At 71.2% G+C, this 17,139-nt stretch carries 16 protein-coding genes and 1 pseudogene; 10 read left to right on the top strand and 7 right to left on the bottom strand.

The window, feature by feature from the left end; translation table 11 throughout:
- The 6 genes and pseudogenes from E0F75_RS35170 to E0F75_RS35145 all read right to left on the bottom strand — a co-directional run.
- Nucleotides 1-1,408: pseudogene (locus E0F75_RS35170) on the bottom strand (protein-lysine 6-oxidase); the annotation flags it as partial.
- A gap of 679 nt (nt 1,409-2,087) precedes the next feature.
- Complete coding sequence (locus E0F75_RS35165) at nt 2,088-2,822, bottom strand: dienelactone hydrolase family protein (protein ID WP_229315045.1); 735 nt, start codon at nt 2,820-2,822, stop codon at nt 2,088-2,090.
- A gap of 318 nt (nt 2,823-3,140) precedes the next feature.
- Nucleotides 3,141-4,379 (bottom strand): cytochrome P450, encoded by a 1,239-nt coding sequence (locus E0F75_RS35160; protein ID WP_229315044.1) that lies wholly within the window; start codon nt 4,377-4,379, stop codon nt 3,141-3,143.
- A gap of 24 nt (nt 4,380-4,403) precedes the next feature.
- Complete coding sequence (locus E0F75_RS35155) at nt 4,404-5,828, bottom strand: NAD(P)/FAD-dependent oxidoreductase (protein ID WP_229315043.1); 1,425 nt, start codon at nt 5,826-5,828, stop codon at nt 4,404-4,406.
- Nucleotides 5,785-6,009 carry a ferredoxin gene (locus E0F75_RS35150; protein WP_229315109.1) on the bottom strand — a complete coding sequence of 75 codons (225 nt, stop codon included), beginning with the start codon at nt 6,007-6,009 and terminating at the stop codon, nt 5,785-5,787. The genes E0F75_RS35155 and E0F75_RS35150 overlap by 44 nt, the downstream gene beginning before the upstream one ends.
- A 590-nt stretch (nt 6,010-6,599) precedes the next feature.
- Entirely contained in the window at nt 6,600-7,178 is a 579-nt protein-coding gene (locus tag E0F75_RS35145; protein ID WP_229315042.1) for an HPP family protein, read from the bottom strand.
- 205 nt (nt 7,179-7,383) lie between these two features.
- On the opposite strand from E0F75_RS35145, the gene E0F75_RS35140 reads away from it, so the two are divergent.
- Nucleotides 7,384-7,656, top strand: coding sequence for a DUF6296 family protein (locus E0F75_RS35140; protein ID WP_229315041.1), 273 nt, complete (start codon nt 7,384-7,386; stop codon nt 7,654-7,656).
- A 146-nt stretch (nt 7,657-7,802) separates the two neighbouring features.
- On the opposite strand, the gene E0F75_RS35135 is transcribed toward E0F75_RS35140, so the two are convergent.
- Nucleotides 7,803-8,906 (bottom strand): PP2C family protein-serine/threonine phosphatase, encoded by a 1,104-nt coding sequence (locus tag E0F75_RS35135; RefSeq protein ID WP_229315040.1) that lies wholly within the window; start codon nt 8,904-8,906, stop codon nt 7,803-7,805.
- 293 nt (nt 8,907-9,199) lie between these two features.
- Between E0F75_RS35135 and E0F75_RS35130 the strand changes: the two genes are divergently transcribed.
- The 9 genes from E0F75_RS35130 to E0F75_RS35090 all read left to right on the top strand — a co-directional run bounded on the left by E0F75_RS35130 (nt 9,200) and on the right by E0F75_RS35090 (nt 16,850).
- Nucleotides 9,200-10,645, top strand: a complete 1,446-nt coding sequence (locus E0F75_RS35130; protein ID WP_229315039.1) for a hypothetical protein — start codon at nt 9,200-9,202, stop codon at nt 10,643-10,645.
- A gap of 16 nt (nt 10,646-10,661) precedes the next feature.
- Entirely contained in the window at nt 10,662-11,348 is a 687-nt protein-coding gene (locus tag E0F75_RS35125; protein WP_229315038.1) for a hypothetical protein, read from the top strand.
- Nucleotides 11,349-11,527: 179 nt separating this feature from the next.
- Entirely contained in the window at nt 11,528-12,403 is an 876-nt protein-coding gene (locus E0F75_RS35120) for a hypothetical protein (protein ID WP_229315037.1), read from the top strand.
- Nucleotides 12,404-12,484: 81 nt separating this feature from the next.
- Complete coding sequence (locus E0F75_RS35115; protein ID WP_229315036.1) at nt 12,485-13,333, top strand: TIGR01458 family HAD-type hydrolase; 849 nt, start codon at nt 12,485-12,487, stop codon at nt 13,331-13,333.
- A gap of 175 nt (nt 13,334-13,508) precedes the next feature.
- Nucleotides 13,509-14,318 carry an alpha/beta fold hydrolase gene (locus tag E0F75_RS35110; protein WP_229315108.1) on the top strand — a complete coding sequence of 270 codons (810 nt, stop codon included), beginning with the start codon at nt 13,509-13,511 and terminating at the stop codon, nt 14,316-14,318.
- A complete protein-coding gene (locus E0F75_RS35105) occupies nt 14,319-15,608 on the top strand; it encodes a PP2C family protein-serine/threonine phosphatase (protein ID WP_229315035.1) in 1,290 nt (429 codons plus the stop codon).
- 51 nt (nt 15,609-15,659) lie between these two features.
- A complete protein-coding gene (locus E0F75_RS35100) occupies nt 15,660-15,875 on the top strand; it encodes a hypothetical protein (RefSeq protein WP_229315034.1) in 216 nt (71 codons plus the stop codon).
- A gap of 12 nt (nt 15,876-15,887) precedes the next feature.
- Nucleotides 15,888-16,046 carry a hypothetical protein gene (locus tag E0F75_RS35095; protein ID WP_229315033.1) on the top strand — a complete coding sequence of 53 codons (159 nt, stop codon included), beginning with the start codon at nt 15,888-15,890 and terminating at the stop codon, nt 16,044-16,046.
- Nucleotides 16,047-16,109: 63 nt separating this feature from the next.
- The gene (locus tag E0F75_RS35090) at nt 16,110-16,850 is read left to right on the top strand and encodes a class I SAM-dependent methyltransferase (RefSeq protein ID WP_229315032.1); all 741 of its coding nucleotides are present in this window, start codon (nt 16,110-16,112) and stop codon (nt 16,848-16,850) included.
- The last annotated feature ends 289 nt before the right edge of the window (nt 16,851-17,139 follow it).

The raw sequence follows: 17,139 nt of genomic DNA, 5'->3' as shown, positions 1-17,139 counted from the left end.
AGGCGGTGGACAGGTCGGTGTTGTTCGGGTGCCAGTTGGCGTTCTTCACCGTGTAGTCGACGGCGTCGGTGTTGGCGAGGCAGAAGGCCTCCTTGCCGCTGCGGACCGCTTCCTTCTGGTCGGCCTTCAGCAGCCGGTAGCTGGCGAAGTCGGTGAAGTGCCAGTGCACGTGGCCGGGGCGCGGGTCCCACTCCATGGTGCCGGTGGGCGTGTAGCCGACCTGCTTGCCCTGGGCGTCGTAGAAGTACTGGTAGGCGTCCATCTTGGCCTTGCCGGGCGAGCGGAAGCCGTCCACGACGAGCTGGGCCGGGCCGGCGTTCCAGACGTTCGCGCTGAAGGCGAGGTAGTCCTTGCCGGGGATGTCCTGGGCGCCGCCGTCACTGATGGTGATGCCGTAGGCCGGCAGGGACCGCAGGTCGGGCTTGGGAACGTTCGGGACGGACGGGGTCCCGGTCGGGCGCGCGGACCGCGGGGTGAGGGCGGAGGCCTTGCGCGAGCCGTCGGTCTGCCCCGGGGTGTCGCCGGCGGCCTGGAAGCCCGCGCGCCCGGCCTGCTGCACCTTCAGCGCCCACGGCAGGGCCGGGGGCGCGGCCTTCAGCGGCCCGTGGCCCACGTTGTACGAGGGGCCCGCGCCGCTGGTCTGCGGTGCGCCGGCCTGGGCGGGAGTCGGGGCGTGTCCCGCTCCGTGCCCGGCGTGGGCGGAGGGGGCCTGGTGCGCGGGCCCGTGTCCGGCGTGTTCCCCGGCGGCGGCCGACCGGCCGTTCTCCCAGCTGCGCTCCTCGACGGTGAGCTTCACCGAGGCGGGCTTGTCGGCGATGCCGAAGAGGTCACGGTACTTCTTGGCGACCCCGACCTTGGCCGTGTACGTGCCCGCGGCGAGCTTCACGGGCTCGGTGTAGGAACCGCCGTAGGTGTTGGCGGCCCACCCCTTCTCGACGCCCCATACGGAGCCGAGGGTGAAGGGGTTGGTGGGGCAGCTCTCCGGATACTTCGAGGTGGCGGGCGCGTCGGGCCGGATCCGTCCGCTGGCGTTGTTCGGGCAGAAGCTCTCCGCGCGGCTGACGACCACCTTGCCGTTCTTGTCCGTGATGGTGATCTCGGCGAAGCCCGGCAGTCCGGAGAAGTCCTTCACGGTGCCCAGGGGCAGCGTCTTCGCCTTGCTCTTGCCGCCCTCGAACACGGTCTGGGTGACAGTGACCGGGTCCTTGTAGGACTTCCGGGTCACCTTCAGCTCCAGCGGCGTCCCCTCGGCGGTGAGGTACGTGCCCAGGTCCAGGTAGACGCCCGGCTCCTCCTTCCACGAGGTGAGCGTGACCGAGCCGGTCGCCGCGACGAGGCTCAGCTTCGGCCCCGTCGCGGCCGTCGCCTGCTCCGGCGCGGCGGTCATGAAACCGACCGTCACTGCCACGGCGGCGACAGCCGTGGTTCCCACGAGGAGCGGCCGCCTTAGCCGGTTGGTGCGCGTCGTACTCATCGTTCTCTCGTCCTCCGGAAGCTGTGCGGAAGCAGATCGGCCGCGGCCCGGCGGGACGTCTCCGCCCCGGGGCTCATGCGGTGTGGGGCGCTCGGTGCACCCGAGCTATGAGAGGAAGGCATCGGACCTCCGGTTGTCTGGAGAGCCGAAACATCACGATGTTGGCCGGAAGACGCTCCCGCACCGAAAGCCGGATACGACTGTCGAAGCGGCACCTCACCACGGGAAAGGGGATCCGGTTCGGGAAACGCCGAGGAGGTCTCCGGTGGCCCGAAAGCGCCAGTCAATGATGCGGCGCGGCAGGAAGTCACGCGGGGAAGCCGTCCTGCCAGACCGGGACGTCGAACAGACAAGCTGGAAACCGCACATGACATCTAGTCAGGTCGTGGCCGCCGAACAGAAGCAGCGGGGAGTGGACTTGCGCCGGGCGGGCGACGGTCCGGCGGGTTGAGCTGCGTGCCCGCCCCGCCCGACACGGCGGGCGGGGCGGGCACCTGCCGAGGTGATACGTGACCCCGACCCCGCCCGTACGAACGGTGCTGCCCTCGTTTTCGGCGCCGGGCGCCCCTGTCAGAGCGGGCCGTTCGGGTCAAGGGGCGGTCGCGCAGGTTCCTCAGTCGTCGGCGAGGGTGCGGCCCAGGAGAGGGAGCAGGCGGCCCCAGTGCCGCTTCAGCCCTGAGGCGCTGTAGGCGTCCGTGTCGGCCATGGTGAAGCCGTGGACGGTGCCGGGGTAGATCTCGGATGTGTGGTCGACACCCGCGGCGTCCAGGGCCCGGTTGAGCGCGTCGAGTGCCGCGGGGGTCAGGTCGCCTTCGGCGTGGCCGAGGTGGACCTGAGCGGTGATCTTGGCGAAGAGTTCGGGACCGTCGGCGCCGACGGGGCCGTGGAAGGCGGCGACGGCCGCCACCTGGTCCGGGTGGGCCGCGGCGGTCCGCATCGCCAGGAGGCCGCCGATGCAGTAGCCCGTCACCGCGACGGGACCCGCCTCGACCTCGGGCTGAGCGGCGAGGAACCCGAGGTAGGCGTCGGCGTCGCTCAGGACCCGTTCGGCGGTGTGCGCCTCGATCAGGGGCATCAGCTCGGCGAAGATCGCCCGCCGGGCCTCTTCTCCGATGAACCGGGGCAGCTCGACCACCGGTGCCGGGCCGTGCCGGTAGAAGAGGTTGGGGACGAGCACGTAGTACCCGTGCGCGGCCAGTTCGCGGGCCATCTCCTTGAGGACCGGCCGGATGCCGAAGCCGTCGGCGTACATCAACACCCCCGGGTGCCGCTCGCCGTCGTCGGGGAGTGCGGCGAACGCGTCGGCCTCGCCGTCGGCGGTGGGGATGCGCAGCGTCTTGATGGGCATGGAGCTCCTGTCGTGGTTGATGTGTGGAACCTGTCATCAACACGACGGAGGCGGCGCCCGCGCGGCGAAGGCAGCGGCGGGGTCCGGCTCGAACAGCGGGCCCGCACCGGCCCGTACGGTGCTCAGCGGAGCACCGGGTCACCGATCCGTGTGTGGCGCGAGGCCGTCCCGGTAGTCATGGTCACAAAGCGTAGTCCACTGGGCAGAGCCGACGCTCCGGTTTCCGTGTGGAGGGCGGGAAGGGGAGGGCCTTGCGCCCGCTGCCGTACCGGGGCCTGTCCGGTGGACGGGCCCCGGCCATGATGCGCCGGACAGGTCCTAGGGTCGGATCCCGTCGCAGGCGATGCGCAGACGGCGCGGCCCGCGCAGTACGGCGTTCTGGCGGTACTGGGGCGGGTCGTCGAGCAGGCGCGGGTTCTCCAGCCTCCGGGCCAGCTCCGACAGGGCGAGTTGGGCTTCCAGTCGGGCGAGCGGTGCGCCGAAGCAGCTGTGGATGCCGCTGCCCAGGCCGAGGTGCTGGATGTCCGGGCGGTCCGGGTCGAAGCGGTCCGGGTTCTCGAACCGCTGCGGGTCGCGGTTGCCGGACGCCAGGACCAGCCAGAGGGTGGAGCCCTTGGGGATGGTGACGCCCCGGACCTCGATGTCGGCGAGGGTGGTGCGCCCCGGAAGCAGCTGCACCGGCGGCTCGAAGCGGAGCAGTTCCTCGACGATCGGCACGGCCAGGCGCGGTTCGGTGCGCAGTCGCTGGAGGACGTCGGGATTGCGCAGCAGGGTCAGCATGCCGTTGGTGATGAGGTTGACCGTGGTCTCGTGCCCCGCGATCAGGAGCAGCGCCGCGGTACTGAGCAGTTCCATCGTGGCCATCGGGCCGTCCGGGCCCTTCGCCGTCGCCAGTTGGGAGAGCATGTCGTCCCCGGGGTTCTTGCGACGCTCCTCGATCAGGCCGGCGAGGTACATGCCCAGCTGCATCCGGGCCTCGTGCGCCGCGCCCTTGCCGCGCTCGGCGGGATCGGCGTCCGGGTCGGGGTCCAGGCTCGCGGCGAGGGTGTCCGCCCAGGTGTGGAAGCGTGCCTCGTCCTCGCGCGGCACTCCGAGCAGCCTGCAGATCACCGTCACCGGGAACGGGTAGGAGAACTCCTCCACCAGGTCGATCCGGCCCGGGTCGCCGAGGCCGTCGATGAGGCCGGCGACGATGCCGTGGAGCTCCGGACGCATTCCGTCGACCCGGTGGGGTGAGTGCGGCGGGCCGAAGTGCCGGTTCGTCATGCGTCGCATCCGGTCGTGTTCCGGCGGGTCGAGCCGGAGGAAGCTCGGCGGCAGGGCGCTCTCCTCGGGGGACGACTCCGCCAGCGGGTCAGCGCTGCCGGACGCCTGGTTGCGGGCGTCGGAGCTGATCCGGGGATCGTGCAGAAGGCTGCGGATCTCGTAGTAGGTGCTGATGACGTACGGCCCGTCGGTCTCGTGGTGGACCGGTGTCTTCCGCAGCTCTTCGTAGATCGGGTACGGGTCGGCCCGGTTGGCGTAGTCCAGGATCTGGTGCAGCAGGGTTTGCGTCATGGCAGGTCCTTGTGGCCGTGCGGGTCAGTGCGCGGGGGTGAACGTCATCCGGCGGTCGGCCGGCGAGTATCCGCTGAGGGTCACGGTGGGGCCGTGGCTGGGGACCGACGGGTCGGGGAAGTCCGCGTCCATCGGCCGTTGTCCGTCCGCGTGCCGGTCGACCGTGGGGAACTGCGGCGGGAACGGTGCGGTGCGCTCGATGAGTTCCCGGTAGAACGGCAGCCACCGGCCCTGGTCGAAGGAGACGGCGCCGATGACGCGCCCCTGGTACCCGTAGACGCCGACGAACCGGCGGCTGTCCAGTGAGCCCTGTGAGATCAGGATCTCCGTCGCCATCGACGGCACTCCGACCGACTTGATGTTGACGCCGAACTGGGAGGACCAGAAGGCCGGCACGTCCATGTGCGGCAGTCGGTCGACGCTCTCGCTCAGCATGTTGTGCGCCGCGATCCCGGCCTGGGCGACGGCGTTGCCCCAGTGCTCCAGTGACAGGAACTGGTACCCGAACAGGGGATGGGGGCAACGGGCGACGTCGCCCGCGGCGTAGATGTCGTCGGTGACGATTCCGCGGATGTCGAAGGCCCGGCAGCCGGCATCGCAGGCGATGCCGCGGGGCCCTGCGCCGAGCCCGGAACCCAGCAGCCACTCGGTGTTGCGGAGCGCGCCGAGCGAGACGACGACCACGTCGGTCTCCACGGTGGAGCCGTCGGACAGATGCGCGGCGCGCACCCGTCCCGAGGCGTCGCCCTCCAGGGCGGTCACCATGACCCCGCACCGCAGGTCCACACCGTGCGCGCGCTGGAGGTCGGCGGCCACCGCGGCGACCACCCCGCCGAGTGCGCCGACCAGGGGCGCGGCGCCTCGTTCGGCGACGGTGACGGGAATCCCGCGTTCGCGGCAGGCGGAGGCGACCTCCGAGCCGGCGAACCCTCCCCCGATCACGAGGACGCGTCCGGGTCCCTCGTCGAGCCGCCGCGCGAGCGCGGCGCCCTCGTCTCGGGTCCGCAGCACGAAGACGCCGTCGAGTTCCGCCTCCTCCTCGCGCGGCCACGGCCGCGCCCGGACACCGGTGGCGATCAGCAGCCGGTCGTACGGCACCTCGTCGCCGTCGGCCAGCCGCACCCTTCTCGCGGCCATGTCGAGGCCGGTGGCGGGCACGCCGAGCCGCCAGGTCGCGTCGACGGATCGGAGCCGGGGCAGCGCGGTGCGGTCGGCGCGCGCCCTGCCCAGCAGCACCCCCTTGGACAGCGGGGGCCGGTCGTACGGTTCGCAGGGCTCGTCGCCGATCATGGTCAGAGACCCCGCGAAGCCCTTGGCACGCAGGGTCTCGGCAGCCCGCATGCCTGCCAGCGAGGCTCCGACGACGACGATGCGGCCCTCGCGTTTGAGCTGCTCCAAGGCTCCGTCACCGAGCACCGGGCACCGCCTCGGCCGGCTCGTCCACGGCATCGACGAGGATGGCCTGCACCGGGCAGGCCGCGGCGGCCTGGGCCAGTTTCTCGCGCTGTGCCTCGTCGGGATCCGGGTCGTAGAGCAGCGCCTCGTCGCCGTGCATGGTGAAGATCTCTGGAGCGAGGAACGCGCACTGCGCGTACCCCTGGCAGCGGTTCAGATCGACGGCAATGCTCACCACGGGATCGGTCCTCTCCAATGGCTCGGTCAGGCCCCCTGCCACCACTCTCATCGGCCGGGAGGGCCGCAGCGACGGGGGGCGGACCGATCGAGTGAGCGGTGCGGCCCGATCAGGTCGAGGCGGCGGGCCGTGACGCGGCGGAATGCCGGCCCTACGGCTCCAGCGCCGTCCGCGCGGCGTGTCCCGCCCTCGGTCTCCGTCGACGCGATCCCCCGGTGCGGCTCCCCCTCCGCCGGTCACTCCGACTCGCCCCGCCCTGGGCGGACTTCAAGCGACCAGGATGCCGAAGGCCGGCGGGGGCGCGGCGAGTCCCGGGAACCGGGTGGGAGCCGGACCGGGCCCGCGCCCCGTGCGCACGGGACGGCGGGCGGCCGACCGTGTGGGTGGCGTCAGGGCCCCGGCCCTGATGGCGGGGACGACCGGAACCGCTCGCGCGGAAAGTCGTGATCGTCTTGTCGCGGATGATCCTGAGCCGGTTCGGCACCGACACCGCGCCGTACGACCTGCGCGGCGCGCCCGGCCCGTGCAAGGAGGGCGTACGGCGTCCTCCCGGGCGCGCTCTGGCGAACGCGCCGGGCCGGAGCGGCTCACCACCAGTAGGCGGGGTACCTCGGTGCCGCGCGCCGGACGCGGGACGCGGCGTACGCGGTCAGTACGAGCAGGACCGTGGAGCCGAACAGCAGGGGGACGAACCTGCCCGGCGCGGGCTCCTGGAGGACGATGACGACGGCGGTGGCGCAGGCAGGCGAGTGCGGGGTCCTGGCCAGTGTCGTCAGGGCGAGGGTGACACCGGCAGCGAGGGCGGCGGCCCATGCGCTTCCGTGCGCCGCGACGGCCACCGCGTATCCGGCGGCGGCACCGAGGAGGTGGCCGACGACCACGCTTCGCGGCTGGGCCAGCGGAAGCGCGGGGGCGCAGTGGACCAGTGCGGCGCTGGCGGCGAGCGGGGGTATGAGCACCGGCTCGTGGAGGGCGGCACCGATCGCGACGAGTGCGAGGAGGGCCGCTGTGGCGGCGCTGACGTTGTGGGCGGCGGCCGCGGGCGTCGGTCGCGCCGGGGCACGGCCGGCCATCCAGGCCAGGCGCGGGCGCCGGCTGCGGGGGACGGCGGCGGAGCCGGCCACGGCCGGGGTGCGGTCGGAATGTGGAGCGATGTCGGTACTCATGTGATGCGGGGTTTCCGGGGCAGGCGGCCGTGGGCCGGACGAGACGGAGTGGGGGCGGTCGGTCGCACGGGACCCTGTGGTCGACAGTCGGCCCGGTCTCGCGCCCGACCCTGGTGCGGCGGCGCGGCCTCGCACCACTCTAACCAGCGGGTTCCCGGCTGGTCGGCCGGGGGCGTAGCCAGGCCTTCGGCGTAAAATGGGCGAAATGAGCCCACTCCGATACGAGCTGGTGTTCTCCGACGACACGGGTTCGGCCCAGGACGTCGTGATCGTCGAGCGCACCTCTTCCAAGGGGCCCGGCGGCCATCCGGTCTACGCCGACCCCACCGGCATCATCCGGGCGGAGATCAGCGACCACTACGAGGTGCGCATCCTCGCCTCAGGCGGGCACCAGGCTCCAGCCCAGAACGTCCTGGCCCGCCGTCTCACCGACGCCGATCCGAAGGATCCCGCCGGCCCCTCCACCTCCGCGGCCTGACCGAAGGACACAGGCGTCCCGCCCACAGGCAGCAAGCCGTCGGGCGCGCCGCCGACGGTCATCGCCGCCCCCTTGAAGTTCTTCTGAGGCCCGGATCCGCGCCTCCGCGCGCCGGGGCCATGTCCCGTCAGCCCGGCCCGGCGGCGTCAGTCCGGTCCGGGCGCGTCCAAGGTAAGGATCAACAGGGTGACGTCGTCCTGGATCTTGGGGGCGAAGCGACTCAGGTCGGCCCAGATCTCGTCGGGCAGCTGGTCCAGGCCGACACCGGTCATGCGGGCCAGACGCTCGACGAAGGGGTAGAAGGCGCCGGAGGCGTCCCGGGTCTCCAGGACACCGTCCGACGCCAGGAGCAGCCGGTCCCCGGGCAGCAGCGACACCGTCGCGGTGGTTCCGGGCATGACGTCGGCGAGGCCCAGGCCCAGGGGCGGTCCGGGGTCGAGCTCCAGGGTGCTCACGGCTCCGCCGCGCAGCAGGACCGGCGGCGGGTGGCCGCAGGCCAGGACACGGACCTCCCGGCCGCGCGGCGCGAAATCCAGAAGGACGGCCGTGGCGAAGAGTTCCGCATGCTCCGTCCGCGCCGAGTCGACCACCAGTCTGCGGTCCAGGCGGGCCGCGATCGACTCCGCGTCCACGTCGTCCAGCACGGCCTCGCGGAACGCCCCCAGGACGGAGGCGACCGTCGCGACGGCCGACAGACCGTGCCCCTGCACGTCGCCGAGGACCGCCCGCACCCCGTGGGGGCCTGGCCGGACGTCGAAGAAGTCGCCTCCCACCAGCGTGCCGCGCTCGGCGGCGCGGTACAGGCTCGCGCAGCGCACGGGCCCGACCCGCCGCCGTACGTTCGGGACGATGGCCCGCTGGGCCGTCTCGGCGACGGTACGTTCCAGGTCGAGCTGCTCGTCCCGGCGCCCGCGGACGAAGGAGACGAAGACGCTCAGGGTGGCGACGAAGCCGAGGGTGACGAGGTCGGTGTTGCCGGGCCGGTTCAGATGGAAGAAGGGAATGGTCAGCAGCCCGATCGTCGCGGCGCCGAGGAAGGCCGTGGCCAACGGTCCGTATGCCAGGACGGCCAGCGGAGGCACCGCGCCGAGCAGGAAGCCGATGTCCACCGGAACGGAGTCGGTGAGGGAGGCCACTCCGACGCCGACGAGCAGCAGCACGGGCAGGACCCGCACCCAGCGCGGCGGCGGGGCCCCGCGCAGCCAGCTCCGCGGGTACGCGCCGGACGCCGCCTTCCTTGGCTTCACCACACCACCAGGCTCCTATGCCGGAGTGCACCGCGCACTCCACGGCCCCCGCCCCACCGGACCCGAGGGGTGGGGGCCGGACGGACGTGGTGCCGGCGGGCGTGGTCCAACGGCGGACCTGGCCGTGACGTCTTCGGCCTGCAGTCGGTCGTCGTCCCGGACCTGGAGGCGCGGTCACCACGGGTAGTGCCGGGGCTCTGTAGGGAGCAGGAGTGGCGGAGGCGCGGAGCCGGCCCGGCACTCCAATGGGGCCCCACCGGCTGCGGGCGGGCTCCTTCCGGCACGACGCTGAGGACATGGAACGCCGGACCAAGATCACGGTGCATCCGCCCGACAGCCGGGGCCTGCGCGAGGTGCGCATCGGCGCCGAGACGGTGGGCAGCGCCTGGTCTCCGCAAGAGCTGCGGCGCATTCTGTGCCGCAATGGCTACCCGAAGGACCTGGATCTGGAAGACCGGTCCTCGGTGTGCTGGCAAGGGGCCGGCAGCGACACCTGGCCCGACCACACCCGGCGCAGACGCGCGACGATCGTGTTGATGGTGGCGGGGCTGGTGGGCGGCTGGGCCCTGCTGACCTCCATCGGCATCCCTGACGCCTTCGAGGCACTGACGTTCGCGGGGCGGATCACGGGGTTCGTCTTCATGCTCGGAGGCGTGGCCGAGGTCGTGGCAGCCGTGGCAGTCTTCGACTACTGGGGCAAACGGGGCCTGCGTGTCTCCGGGGCAATCGTCCTCATCGGCATCCTCATCGCGCTGACCGTCACCACCACGCTGGTCTTCCTGTGGTTCCAGGAGACGGAATACACGCCCTACATGCTGGCCGTCTTCCCCCTCTTCGGCTGGTCCCTGTGGGCCGTGTCGGTGGCCGTCCGGGCGAAGGTGTGGCGGGGGACGCCGCAACCGACGAAGATCGCGGCCGGGGTGATGGCCACGGTGCTCCTGGCCGCGGTGAACATCGCCTACTCGTCCCTGTACCAGCCCACTGCCGCGCCGGCGAACCTGGCGTTGAAGGTGAGGTTCGGGGTGCCGCGCATGGACCTCGAACGCCCGGTCGTCCACCTCCCGGTGACGCTCCACCTGAAGAACACCGGGTCCGTTCCCGTATACATCCTCGGCGACGATTGGTCGGTCTACGGGCGCACCGGAGAGTACGTCGAGAAGAGCACCGAACTCAGAGACCGCAGAAAGGCGCTGGAGAGCGGGGACGGCGACGTATCGCTCCACGTCGGCTCCATCGAGTGGACCGCTCTCGGCGTGGGCCCGTTCGTGGGACCCGGCTACTGGTTCGAACCGGGTGAGGAGTACAGCGAGGACAAGGTGGTCCAGATCCCCAAGTCGGCGAAGTTCGACGTGATCGACGCCGACATGAGCGCCTTGGTCATGAGAATGGACCGGGGACGGATCGACCTGGACACCTTCGGTGCAGCGCAGTACTCGTGGGACGAGAACTCGATCCTCTACTGCCCCCCGAAGGACTGCCAGGGCGAGTTCCTCATCCACCACGCGCCGGTTCGCTACAACAACAACGTGGTCAATGTGACGCGGAAGCCTCGCTATGTGACCGCCTGGTGGGGACTGGGTACAGCGGGTTCCAACTGGGACGCCACCATCTCCACGTTCAAGGGCAAGGGCCTCATCAATGACGCCGAGACCCAGAGGGAATACCGCAGGTACGACCTCTTCACCGTGGAGGCCTACGCCTCGACCCCCTTCGCGGCCGTCATGAACCCGTCCCGCCCCTGACCTAAGGGCCGCCATCGTGACCGGACACACCCCCGAGCCAACCGAGAGCCCGGGACAGCGCGAGACCCTCGGCGAGCCCCGATGGCCGATGGCGGCGGCCGTCGTCGCCGCCATGGGGCTGACGATCCTGCTCCCCGACGACCTCCGTCTGGCGCCTCGCTGGTTCATCCCCGCCGTCGAGGGACTGCTCCTGCTGGCGCTCATCGCCGGCGACCCGGGCCGCATCGACCGGCGCTCGGCCGCCCTGCGGAGCTTGTCGATCGCCCTGGTGGGAGTTCTCGCCCTCAGCGCCGTCTGGTCGACCGTTCAACTGGTCGACGACATCCTCCATGCCGGGAAGGAGACCAGCTCCGCCACCAGCCTGCTACAGACCGGCGGCACGGTGTGGGCCTGTACCGTCCTCGCCTTCTCCCTGCTGTACTTCGAACTCGACAGCGGCGGGGCAGCCGCCCGCGCTCACCGCATGCCCTCCACGCCCGCACTCGCCTTCCCCCAACAGCTCGAGCCTCGGTTGGGCGGCGCCGACTGGCGGCCCCGCTTCATCGACTACCTCTACCTCGGGCTCACCAACGCCACCGCGTTCAGCCCCACCGACGTCATGCCGCTGGCCCCCTGGGCCAAGATCGCCATGGGCATTCAGGCGCTCGTATCCCTGCTCATTCTCGGGCTCGTGGTCGCCCGCGCCGTCAACGTCCTCGCCTGAGGAGCTACCGGGACGACGGCGGGCCCTCGAAAGCCACAGCCGACTTCCATCGTACGTCCCGTGACCACAGGTGGCGCATGGCACAACACCGCCACGAGTGGCGCAAGCCGACGCCCGGGGTCCACGCTGAATGAGGGGGATGTCGACGGCCGCACGCCCGCGCACAGGAGGCGAACGACATGGCCGAGAACATCATGAAAGGTCAACAGAACGACCTCAGTTCGCTCATGGAACGGGCGGCGAGACGTGATTGCACCGTGCCCTTCGAGGGCTACAGCCGAGACGACGGAAACATCCCGGGAAACATCCTGATCGTCGAGTCCGGCGACTGTGTCTATTCCTTCGCCAAGTCCGACATCATGGACCGGGAGACCCTTGGCGAGGACCGGATCAGGGTGCATGTGCGGGAGGGGGCCACGGCATTCCGCCTGGGCCGGATGCGCGCCGGTGAACCGCAGGACGCCTTCATGGTCGCCATGGAGAACATCGCACCGCCGATGAGCCCCAGAGTGCCCGGAGAGCCGACGCCGGCGAACGGGCCGGTCGGGCTTGCGAACGCCGAAGCGATGGAGCACATCGCTCCTCCACCGGCGATGTACGTGCCGGGCGCGCCGCGCTACGCGGCGGCGAGCGGGGGACCGGCACAGGTGGCGCGGCCCCAGGTGCTCGCCCCGGCCCTCTCCACCGTGGGAAGTCACTGGACGAACAGGTGCGTCGCCGGCGACGCCTTCGCCAACAACTGCGCCCACTTCCTCTCGGACGCGTTCATCCGCGCCGGGTACACGGAACTCTCCGACTCCAACCCGCACATCGAGGCCCGCTGCTACACCTACGCCCGCCGGCCCATCCGAGCGCGGAACATGTGGTCCTGGTTCAAGACCAAAGCGGTTCGCACGAGCAACACGCCGACGCAGAACACCGGATGGTGGGCCGTCTTCCAGCTCGACGAGAGCGTGTACTGGGGCGGTCACGTGGTGCTTTTCGACTCCGACTCCTGCGCCTTCTACGGCACCGGATGGCACGGCACGTGGCGCCAGTACATGTACCAGTGGTGACGGAACGGCATCCGGCGCAACGGGGCCGCCTGGGCGCGCCGCCCATCGCCCACCGTCGCGGCGGGGGCTACCGTCGGCTCCATGGAGCGAATCCGCGCGGTCCTGATCGACATCGACGGCGTCCTCACCGTCTCCTGGAGGCCGCTGTCCGGAACGGTCGCTGCCATGGCACAGCTGCGCGCCGCCGGGCTCCGCCTCGCCCTGGTCACCAACAACACCTCCCGCACACGTGCCGCCATCGCCGTGCGCCTGGCCACCCTGGGCTTCCCCGTCGGTACCGAGGACATCCTGACCGCCCCGGCCGCGACGGCGGCCTACCTGCGCGAGCACTTCCCCGGCGCCCGCTGCCTCCTGCTCAACAGCGGCGACGTGCGCGACGACCTGCCCGGAGTCACGCTGATCGACGAGGGGGACGCGGACGTGGTCGTGCTCGGCGGCGCGGGCCCCGAGTTCGGCTACAAGTCCCTGAACCGCGTCTTCCGGCAACTGCAGCGCGGTGCCCGGCTGGTGTCCATGCACCGCAACCTGTACTGGCGTACCGAGGGCGGCCTCGACCTCGACACCGGGGCCTTCCTCGAAGGCCTCGAGAAGGCCTCCCGCACAGAGGCGGCGGTGACGGGCAAGCCGGCGCAGGCGTTCTTCGCAAGCGCCCTCGCCCACCTGGGCGTCGACGCGCCCGAGGCGCTGATGATCGGCGACGACATCGAGTCGGACGTGCTGGCAGCCCAACGGTCAGGCATCACCGGCGTCCTGGTGAGGACGGGGAAGTATGCCCCCGAGACACACCGCGCCGCCTCCGGCACCCCCGACCACGTCCTCGACTCCTTCGCCGACCTGCCCGCCCTCCTCCTCACCGGTGCCGACTCCGGTTCCGACTCCGGTACCGACTCCGGTACCGACTCCGGTACCGGCGACTCGCCCGGAACGTAGCCCACCGGCGAGCACAAGTACGCCGGGACGGCCCATGCGGATCCCGCTGCCAGGCTGCCCCGGCGCCCACGGCACACCCCCCCCCGGCCTGACCGCCTGCGATTCGGCCCGCGGCACGTTCGAGAAAGGCTCGACGGTGCGGGCCGCCGGGAACCGGTCTGCGAGGATGGGATGCATGGACGTGCGGAGCAGGAACCACGTGAGGGTGACCGGGCGTACCGGTGGGCCGGTGGTGGTGCTGGCGCATGGCTTCGGGTGCGACCAGAACATGTGGCGTCTGGTGACGCCCGCGTTGGAGCGCGACTTCACCGTGGTTCTCTTCGATCATGTGGGCTCGGGGAACTCGACGCTGTCGGCGTGGAGCCGGGAGCGGCATTCGTCACTGGACGGGTATGTCGACGACGTCCTGGAGCTGTGCCGGGACATCGCGCTGGGCCCGGTCACCTTCGTGGGGCATTCGGTGAGCGGGATGATGGGCGTGCTGGCCGCCGCTCGGGAGCCCGAGGCGTTCACCGGCCTGGTGCTGCTCGCGCCCTCGCCCTGTTTCGTCGACGACCCGGACACGGGATACCGGGGCGGGTTCAGCGCCGAGGACATCGACGAGCTCCTCGAGTCGCTGGACGCGAACTATCTGGGCTGGTCGGGCACCATGGCCCCGGTGATCATGGGTAACCCGGAGCGGCCCGAGTTGGGTGAGGAGCTGACGAACAGCTTCTGCCGCACCGACCCGGACATCGCCCGGGTGTTCGCCCGGGTGACGTTCCTGTCCGACAACCGCGCCGATCTCGCGTCGGTGGGCGTGCCCACCCTGGTCGCTCAGTGTTCGAGCGACGCGATCGCTCCGCCGGAGGTGGGCGCGTTCGTCCACGCACAGATTCCGGGAAGCCGGCTCGTCACGCTGAACGCGACGGGCCACTGCCCCCAGCTCTCCGCCCCGGAGGAGACCGCCGCGGCGATCACCGCCTTCGTGGGAACCTCCGGGTAGATGGTCGAGACAGGCGACGCGGCAGAGAGCGGAGACCCGAGCGAGGACCGGAGTCCGGCGGATGAGGAGGCTCGGTTCTCCGCCTTGCTGGAGGACAGCGCCGAAGACCTCTATGAGCACGCGCCCTGCGGATATCTGACCACGCTGCTGGACGGGCAGATCGCCAAGGTCAACAGGACGCTGCTGGACTGGCTCGGTTACGAGCGCGTCGACCTCGTGGGACGCAAGTACTTCTCCGAGCTACTGACCGTCGGCGGGCGGCTCTACCACGAGACCCACTTCGCACCGCTCTTGCAGATGCAAGGCGAAATCAGCGGGATCGCCCTGGAACTGAAGGCCGCCGACGGCTCCCGCCTGCCCGTCATGGTCACCTCGACGATCAAGACGGACGACGACGGGCAGCCACTGCTGATCCGCACGACCATCTTCGACGCCCGCGACCGCCGCGCCTATGAGACCGAGTTGCTGCGCGCCCGCCAGGAAGCCGACCAGGAACGTGACCGCCTGAAGCTCCTGAACACCACCCTGCAGAAGAGCCTGCTGCCCCCGGCGCTGGCGAACGTGCCCGGGCTGGACGTTGCCGCGTACTACCACATCGCCTCCGTCGAAGAGGTCGGCGGCGACTTCTACGATCTCTTCCCCCTGGCCGCCGGCACCTGGGGCCTGTTCCTCGGCGACGTCTGCGGCAAGGGCGCCGCCGCCGCGGCCGTCACCTCGCTGGCCCGCTACACCCTGCGCGCCGCGGCCGTCTACGACCCCGACCCGGCCGCCGTCCTCGCCAACCTGAACACGGTCCTCAACCACGAGTACAACGGCACCGACCCCCGTTTCTGCACCGTCATCTTCGGCCTGCTCACCCCCGACGCCGACCGCGGCGGCTTCCGTATCACCCTGGCCAGCGGCGGCCACCCGCCGGCCCTGCTGATGCGCGCGGACGGCACCGCGGACTACCTGCACACGCCCGGCGGGCAACTCATCGGAGTCCTGCCGGACCCCGACATCGCCACCATCACCGTCCACCTCGCCCCCCACGACACCCTGCTCCTGCACACCGACGGCCTGACCGAGGCCCACACGGACGCCGACACCCAGGGCCGCTACGGCGACGAGGCCCTCCTCGCCTTCGGCCGCGCCCTCGCTCCCACCACCGCGTCGGCCACCATCGACGCTGTCCGTGACCTGCTCGACACCTTCGGCAACGGCGTGGACGACGACACCGCCGTCCTGGCCGTCCACGTGCCCGGGCCACCGGTGAAGAGCACGAACGACCAGGCACCTGATCCTCCATAGGCCGTCGGCGCGGACGGACGGTGGTGGGGGGCCGCCCACAGCTCGCCGTCGATGGGGTCGACGCTGGTCTTCGCCGCCGCGTTCCTCGGCTACGCCCTGCTGGTCGACGCGCGCCGCCGGGGCGTGATGGCCGGCCTGGTCGGGCTTCGGGTCCTGTACATCGCCGCTGCCGGACACCAGGTTGTCGCGCTCACCCGTGCCACCGAGCCACGGCCCGGCCGGGGATGGCACGCCCAGCTGGTCCGCGACACCGCCGACCCCGCCTAGCTGGCCGGCGCGGTGCCCCCAAACGTCCGCCAGCAGCCCGTGCACCACGACGGCACCCGGATCACCGACCGTCCCGAGAGCCGCCCCTTCTACCTCCTGGTCAAGGAGGACGGCACCTGGCGCAACGGCGCCGCGGCAGCGGGTTCGACCGGTGACCTGCGAACCGTGTGATCGGAGCCGGTGGAAGGTAAATGCTTCGACAGCGCCCCGCGGTACCCGGCAAAGTGGCCGCCCGTGACGAGCAGTGAGCTGTGGACCCGTGCGACCGCCGACCGCTACGACGCCGAGGAGACCGAGATGTCCTCGGCCGCCGTTCTCGGACCGACTCTCGCCTTCCTCGCCGAGCTCGCCGGAGACGGCCGGGCACTGGAGTTCGCCATCGGGACCGGACGGGTGGGCGTCCCGCTCCGGGAACGCGGCGTGCCCGTCGTGGGCATCGAACTGTCCGAGCCCATGGCAGCGGTGCTGCGGCGCAAGATCGACGAGGACACGCTCCCGGTGGTCATCGGGGACATGGCCACCACCGTCGTACCCGGCGAGTTCACCCTGGTCTATCTCGTCTACAACACCATCACGAACCTGCTCACGCAGGACGAGCAGGTCGAGTGCTTCCGCAACGCCGCACGCCATCTGGAGCCCGGCGGCCGATTCGTCATCGAGCTGGGCGTGCCGCCGCTGCGGTTCCTGCCGCCCGGCCAGGTCGCGGTGCCTTTCGACGTCTCTGAGCAGCATCTCGGCTTCGACACCTTCGACCTCGTCGAGCAGATTCTCGTCTCGCACCACTTCACCCGCGACGGCGACGACGGCCTCTACCGCCGCGACAACTCCCGGCACCGCTACGCCTGGCCGGCAGAGCTCGACCTGATGGCACGAATCGCTGGGCTCGAGAGGGAACGTCGCGTCGCGGACTGGGACGGGGCGCCGTTCACCCAGGACTCCCCGAAGCACATCTCCGTGTGGCGCAAGCCGACCTGAGTTCGGTCACCGGGCCGTCAACGTACTCGCTGACGCCCCGCCCCGAGCCCGCCCACCCGCCCTCGGTCAGCATCCCGCGGTCGAGGGCCCCACCTGATCAGGCACGGCGGCTGAAGCTGCCGGGACCGCGGCAACCGGTGCATCGACGCCGTCCCTTTTCGGAGCCGCTCTGTCCCCGAAGCGGGGGTGATCCCTCGTCCGCCCGGGCGTACCCGCGTATGAACCCGGGACGGTCCGGGCAGGCGGGTTGTCCAGAGGGCCCTGGCGGGGCGGCGACGGGACGAGGTGG

This window comes from Streptomyces sp. CB02980 (assembly GCF_014451325.2).
Classification (GTDB): domain Bacteria; phylum Actinomycetota; class Actinomycetes; order Streptomycetales; family Streptomycetaceae; genus Streptomyces.
This window is presented reverse-complemented; position numbering and strand designations above follow the sequence as displayed.